The organism is Streptomyces sp. NPDC059142 (assembly GCF_042755665.1).
Taxonomy (GTDB): domain Bacteria; phylum Actinomycetota; class Actinomycetes; order Streptomycetales; family Streptomycetaceae; genus Streptomyces.
The window spans coordinates 13,856-19,548 of sequence record NZ_JBHZDA010000001.1; the positions used below are offsets into that span (position 1 = coordinate 13,856).

A 5,693-nucleotide genomic window follows, 5' to 3' on the forward strand; every position below is an offset into this window, starting at 1 on the left:
GTCGCCCCCTCTGGGCGTGGGGGCCGTGCGGGGTCTCCCCCCCCCGGCGCCTCGGTGACTCTCCCTCACCCCGCTTCCCCCCCCCTCGTTATTTCTTGGGGGGCGGGGGCGCCCACCGCGGTGGCCTGCGCGCCCGCGAGCGCGGACTCCAGCTCCGCGATCCGCGCGTCCCGTTCCGCCAGTTCGGCGCCGAGACGGCTGAGGACGTCGTCCACGTCGGCCATCCGGTAGCCGCGGGCCCCGACGGGCAGCCGCAGCGCCTCCACGTCCGCGCGCCCCACCGGGCGCGTCACGGGCAGGGGGTCCACGAACTGTTCCGGAGACGCCTCCGGCAGAACCGCGCTGTCGCCGCCGCCGACGACCGCGAGGGTGACCGCGGCGACGACCACGACCATCGCGATGAGCAAGAACAAGAACACGAGCTTCTCCCCGGGCAGGAAACGTCCAGTGCCGATCGTGCCACGAGCCACTGACACCGGGCGCCGCGGAAGGAGGTTAGGGTCTTTCGTCCGGGACCGGCCGGAGGCCGGCCGGACCCGCACGAATGCCTGAGACCGGTGCCCGCCCCGGGGCACCGGCGAGCAGGCGAACCGAACGCCGGAAGGAACCACGGACATGCGCTCCACGGACGGGACGCTGCGGCTCGGACGCCGGGAATTCGGCGTCCACGAGCCGGTGATCATGGCGATCGTCAACCGGACCCCGGACTCCTTCTACGACCGGGGGGCGACCTTCCGCGACCGGCCGGCCCTCGACCGCGTCGAGCAGGCGGTCGCCGAAGGTGCCGCGATCATCGACATCGGCGGGGTGAAGGCGGGGCCCGGCGACGAGGTCACCGCCGAGGAGGAGGCCCGCCGTACGGTCGGCTTCGTCGCGGAGGTGCGCCGCCGCTTCCCCGAGGTGGTGATCAGTGTGGACACCTGGCGCCACGAGGTCGGCGAGGCGGTCTGCGAGGCCGGCGCGGATCTGCTCAACGACGCGTGGGGCGGGGTCGACCCTCGGCTGGCGGAGGTCGCCGCGCGGTACGGCGCCGGGCTGGTGTGCACCCACGCGGGCGGGGCCGAGCCCAGGACCCGGCCGCACCGGATCGCGTACGACGACGTGATGGCCGACATCCTGCGGGTGACGCTGGGGCTGGCCGAGCGCGCCCTGGAGCTGGGGGTACGCCGCGACGCGATCATGATCGACCCGGGCCACGACTTCGGGAAGAACACCCGGCACTCGCTGGAGGCGACCCGCAGGCTCGGGGAGATGGCGGAGACCGGGTGGCCGGTGCTGGTCTCGCTCTCCAACAAGGACTTCGTCGGGGAGACGCTCGACCGGCCCGTCAAGGAACGGCTGATCGGCACGCTGGCGACGACGGCGGTCTCGGCGTGGCTGGGCGCGCGGGTCTACCGCGTCCACGAGGTCGCGGAGACGCGGCAGGTGCTGGACATGGTCGCGTCCGTCGCGGGCCACCGGCCGCCCGCCGGGGCCCGCCGCGGCCCCGCCTCACCGCGCACCGGGGGGGCACCGGCGGACCGCGCTCATCCGAACGGGCGCGGAGCGGACGGAGGGGCCGGGCTCAGTTCCCGGTCTCCTTCGTGACCAGCGCGACCGCTTCCTCCACGTCGTCCGTGACATGGAAGAGCAGCAGGTCCTTCTCGGACGCCTTGCCCTGCGCCACCACCGTGCCGCGCAGCCAGTCGACCAGGCCGCCCCAGTACTCCGTGCCGAAGAGCACGATCGGGAAGCGGGTCACCTTGCGGGTCTGCACCAGGGTGAGCGCCTCGAACAGCTCGTCCAGGGTGCCGAGGCCCCCCGGCAGCACCACGAAGCCCTGCGCGTACTTCACGAACATCGTCTTGCGGACGAAGAAGTAGCGGAAGTTCACGCCGATGTCGACATGCGCGTTGAGCCCCTGCTCGAAGGGCAGCTCGATGCCGAGTCCGACGGAGACACCCGAGGCCTCCCGCGCGCCCTTGTTCGCCGCCTCCATGGCGCCGGGACCGCCGCCCGTGATCACCGCGAACCCGGCGTCGACCAGCGCCCCGCCGAGCCGCACGCCCGCGTCGTACTCCGTCGTGCCGACCGGGGTGCGCGCGGAGCCGAAGACCGCGATGGCGCTGGGGAGTTCGGCGAGGGCGCCGAAGCCCTCCACGAACTCCGACTGGATCCGCATCACCCGCCAGGGATCGGTGTGCACCCACTCCGAATCGCCCTCGGTGTCCAGCAGCCGCTGATCGGTCGTGCCGGGCTGCACCTGCTCGCGCCGCCGGACCACCGGGCCGAGCCGCTGTTCCTCCGGCCTGCGCGCCCCTTCAGGCATGCCCATGAGCTGCTCCCTCCGCTGCTGTGCGTTGTTCTGGGAAAGGGTAGATCGGCGGACGTGACAAACGGCGAAATTCCGGCAGTCGATCAGGTCCCGACCAGGGGCCGGGCCCAGCGGACCGGCCGGGCCCCGCCTCCCGCTACCGCGTGAGCCACGCGCGGAGCCGGTCCTCGCAGTGCGTGATCCGCTCGACGGCCACCCGCTCGTCCCGCTTGTGGGCGAGCAGCGGGTTGCCGGGCCCGTAGTTGACGGCGGGCACCCCGAGCGCGCTGAAGCGCGCGACGTCCGTCCAGCCGAACTTGGGCCGTGCCTGCCCTCCCACGGCCGCCATGAAGGCGGCGGCGGCCGGGTGCGACAGGCCGGGCCGTGCGGCGCCCGAGTGGTCGTCCACGACGAACTCGGCCACGCCGCACCCCGCGAAGACCTCGTGGACGTGGGCCAGGGCCTCCTCCTCGGTGAGGTCCGGCGCGTACCGGTAGTTGACGGTGACGGTGCACTCGTCGGGGATGACATTCGTGGCGACGCCCCCCTCGATCCGTACGGCGTTCAGGCCCTCGTGGAACTCCAGGCCGTCGACGACCGGCCGGCGCGGCTCGTACGCGGCGAGGCGCTGGAGGATCGGCGTGGCGGCGTGGACGGCGTTGGACCCCATCCAGCTCCGCGCGGAGTGCGCCCGCTCCCCCGTCGTACGCAGCAGGACCCGCAGCGTGCCCTGGCAGCCGCCCTCGACCTCGCCGTCGGAGGGCTCCAGCAGCACGGCGAAGTCGCCCGCCAGCCAGTCGGGGTGGGCGGCGGCGACATGTCCGAGCCCGTTGAGGTCGGCGGCGACCTCCTCGTTGTCGTAGAAGACGAACGTGAGGTCCCGGTTGGGCTCCGGGACGGTCGCGGCGATACGGAGCTGGACGGCGACGCCCGACTTCATGTCGCTGGTGCCGCACCCCCACAGCACCCCGTCGCCGTCGAGCCGGGAGGGCACGTTGTCCGCGATCGGGACGGTGTCGATGTGTCCGGCCAGGACGACCCGCTCGCCGCGCCCCAGCCCCGTACGCGCCACCACGTTGTTGCCGTACCGGTCGACGGTGAGATGCGGCAGGGTGAGCAGCGCCTGCTCGATCGCGTCGGCGAGCGGCTTCTCCTCGCCGCTGACCGAGGGAAAGTCCACCAGCCGAGCGGTGAGCGCGGGGCCGTCCAGGGTGAGGTCGAGCGGTGTCTCAGACATGCTTCGACCCTAATACGCCGTACTGACACCCCTCGTCCCGCATGATCCACGCGCCGTTCTTCACCACCTCCGCGCGCCTGCGCGCGCCTGCGCGCCGGGTTCGCGGAACCTCTGTGGCGGGTCTTCCCGAGCCGGCCGCCGGGACTCCCCGACTCCAGTACGGTGAGCGCGTGTCAGAGCCCGTATCCCCTTCCTCCTCCGTCTCGCGCGCCCGTTTCGGCCGCGGGCGCCTCCTGCGTGTCGCGGGTGCCTTCGGCGTTCTGCTGGCCGTGGCCTGCTACATGGCGGTGCAGTATCTGAGCGGTGGCGGGGGCCCGCCGCGCTGTGTGGCCCACGCCGGGGACGAGCCCGACGGCGGCGGCCCCACGTACGAGATGACCCCCGAGCAGGCGGCCAACGCGGCCACGATCTCCGCCGTCGGCACACGCCGCGGGCTGCCCGAGCGCGCGGTGACGATCGCGCTGGCGACCGCCCTCCAGGAGTCGGCGCTGCGCAATCTCGACCACGGCGACCGTGACTCGCTCGGTCTGTTCCAGCAGCGCCCGTCGAAGGGGTGGGGCACGGCCGCGCAGATCCAGGACCCGGTCTACTCGGCGGGCGAGTTCTACGACCATCTGGTCGAGGTCCCCGGCTACTCGCGGCTGCCGCTCACGGAGGCGGCGCAGCGCGTCCAGCGCAGCGGTTTCCCGCAGGCGTACGCGAAGCACGAGCCGGACGCCGCGCTGCTCGCCGCCGCGCTCACCGGACGCTCCGCCGCGTCGCTGACCTGTTCGACACCGACGGGGATCACACCGGGCCGCCCGGAGAAGGTACGGGCCGCGCTGACCAGGGACTTCGGGACGGAGGTGGCGGCGGCGGACACCGCGCACGAGGTCTCCGTACCGGTGTCGGCCGCGGGCGGTACGGCGGGCGGTGAGCGGGGCGCCTCGGTGGCCGGCGACGCCTCCGAGGCCGGTGAGACGGGTGAGGCCGGAGGGTCCGACGGGACCGGCGGAACCGACATCTCCGGCGGGACCGGCCGGTCGGCGGCGGGGAGCACGGCCTCGCAGCGCGGCTGGGAGCTGGCGCACTGGGCGGTGGCGCGGTCCTGGGAGCTGCGGATCGACGAGGTCGCCTACGCGGGCCGCGTGTGGCGGGCGGGGCAGGCGCACCGGGGCTGGCAGCGGGTGGAGGGGACCGGGGGCGGCCGTACGGACGGTCCGGACTCCGGGGCGGAAGTGGTCCGTATCACCACCGCGCGCTGAGCCTCACCACCGCGGGCCGGGCCTGGGAGGCGGGCCGTCCCCCAGTGCGACGTATCACCCGGACGGACGAGTCCGCCCCGCTGCGGGAAGCCCCCATCCGCGCTCTCCCCGCGGCGCCCGTCCGACGCTTCCCTTCCCTTACGGGACAAGGGGAGTGACGGTTCTCCGGGCGGAGCGGAACCACCCCGTTCGCCCGATTCGCACCCGGGGGGTCCACACGACGCATTACCTACTCTTTACCTGCGCCCGCCGCATCCTTCATGGCCGTTCGAGGGGTTGTCACTCCGTCCGATCGACGGATCTGCCGATCGACGGACAAGCGACACGCACCGTTCGTCCCCGAGCCCTCCAAGGAGCCCTCATGTCCGCGAACCTCCCCCTGACCCGCCGCATCGCCCGAGCCGCGCTGCTCATCGCGGCGGGCGCCGCCCCGGTGATCGGCGCGGCCGGGTCCGCGAGCGCGGCGGCGCTGCCGCAGACCACCGATCTGGGCGCGGTCACCGCGCTCGACGGCGCCGCCGTGGGCACCGCCGCCGACAGCGGGGCGCAGGCGGCCACCCAGGCCGTGGGCAGCGCCGGCGGCAAGGCCGTCGCGCAGGGCGTGCCCGCCGCCGGCAAGACGGTCGGCAAGGCCGTGAAGACGGCGACCCCCGCCGTCCAGAAGGCGGCCGGCGAGACCGCGGGCAGCGCCGGCACCGTACTGGGCGAGACCGCGAAGACGGCCACGGAGGGCGCGGCTCCGGCCGGGCCCGCCCAGGGCGGTCTGCCGCTGGGGCAGCTCCCGGTCAAGGGCCTGCCGATCGGCTGACCCGGCCGCGTACCGCCGGTCCCGGGCACCGGTCACGTACCCGCGTACACGCACACGCGAGGGCCCTGGGGTGCGGGCGCGCCACAGGGGCCGAGGGGGGCCGGCGGTGGC

Annotated in this window: 5 protein-coding genes and 1 pseudogene; 3 read left to right on the forward strand and 3 right to left on the reverse strand. The window is 74.1% G+C overall.

The features are described from left to right. Positions 1–65: 65 nt before the first annotated feature. Positions 66–419: a hypothetical protein gene (locus ACFXPK_RS00085; protein WP_385069841.1), complete on the reverse strand. Its 354-nt coding sequence runs from the start codon at positions 417–419 to the stop codon at positions 66–68. 196 nt (positions 420–615) lie between these two features. Between ACFXPK_RS00085 and folP the strand changes: the two are divergent. Continuing rightward, positions 616–1,491: pseudogene (gene folP / locus ACFXPK_RS00090) on the forward strand (dihydropteroate synthase); the annotation flags it as partial. 73 nt (positions 1,492–1,564) lie between these two features. Here folP and ACFXPK_RS00095 read toward each other — a convergent pair. Both ACFXPK_RS00095 and dapE read right to left on the reverse strand, forming a co-directional pair. Then, positions 1,565–2,314 (reverse strand): TIGR00730 family Rossman fold protein, encoded by a 750-nt coding sequence (locus tag ACFXPK_RS00095; RefSeq protein WP_385069844.1) that lies wholly within the window; start codon positions 2,312–2,314, stop codon positions 1,565–1,567. Positions 2,315–2,450: 136 nt separating this feature from the next. Further along, positions 2,451–3,530, reverse strand: coding sequence for a succinyl-diaminopimelate desuccinylase (gene dapE, locus ACFXPK_RS00100; protein WP_385069846.1), 1,080 nt, complete (start codon positions 3,528–3,530; stop codon positions 2,451–2,453). A 170-nt stretch (positions 3,531–3,700) separates the two neighbouring features. Between dapE and ACFXPK_RS00105 the strand changes: the two genes are divergently transcribed. Further along, the gene (locus tag ACFXPK_RS00105) at positions 3,701–4,774 is read left to right on the forward strand and encodes a hypothetical protein (RefSeq protein WP_385069849.1); all 1,074 of its coding nucleotides are present in this window, start codon (positions 3,701–3,703) and stop codon (positions 4,772–4,774) included. Between the two features lie 361 nt (positions 4,775–5,135). Continuing rightward, entirely contained in the window at positions 5,136–5,582 is a 447-nt protein-coding gene (locus ACFXPK_RS00110; RefSeq protein ID WP_385069851.1) for an ATP-binding protein, read from the forward strand. Positions 5,583–5,693: the final 111 nt, after the last annotated feature.